Origin of the sequence: Devosia soli (assembly GCF_000970455.1) — a bacterium.
GTDB classification, from domain to species: Bacteria; Pseudomonadota; Alphaproteobacteria; order Rhizobiales; family Devosiaceae; genus Devosia; species Devosia soli.
This window is the reverse complement of the sequence record NZ_LAJG01000045.1, coordinates 1-462: the sequence shown is the minus strand read 5'-3', so window position 1 is coordinate 462 and position 462 is coordinate 1. Positions and strand designations below refer to the sequence as shown.

Annotated in this window: 2 pseudogenes; one reads left to right on the top strand and one right to left on the bottom strand. The window is 58.9% G+C overall.

Annotated features, from left to right (window positions below):
* Nucleotides 1–219: pseudogene (locus tag VW35_RS18520) on the bottom strand (hypothetical protein); the annotation flags it as partial.
* Nucleotides 220–243: 24 nt separating this feature from the next.
* On the opposite strand from VW35_RS18520, the pseudogene VW35_RS18515 reads away from it, so the two are divergent.
* A pseudogene (locus VW35_RS18515) lies at nt 244–462 on the top strand (hypothetical protein); the annotation flags it as partial.

Below are 462 nucleotides of genomic sequence, written 5' to 3'. Positions count from 1 at the left end.
TTGACGTGCAAGGCGACCCTCAAAAGGAATGGCATTGGTCAGGGTAAGCGTGCCGGCGCCGCTCTTGATCATCTCGCCCGCGCCCGAGAGGAGGCCAATGAGCGTCAGGTCGTTGTAGATCTGGACATACTGATTGCCCGAGCTGCCAAAGAGCACAAAATCGTTCGCAAGCGCGAGCGCACGGCCGAGCGGACTGTTGAAATAGGTATAGCTGCTCATGGTGACGGCGCCGGCGCCGTCACCATGAGCAGCTATACCTATTTCAACAGTCCGCTCGGCCGTGCGCTCGCGCTTGCGAACGATTTTGTGCTCTTTGGCAGCTCGGGCAATCAGTATGTCCAGATCTACAACGACCTGACGCTCATTGGCCTCCTCTCGGGCGCGGGCGAGATGATCAAGAGCGGCGCCGGCACGCTTACCCTGACCAATGCCATTCCTTTTGAGGGTCGCCTTGCACGTCAA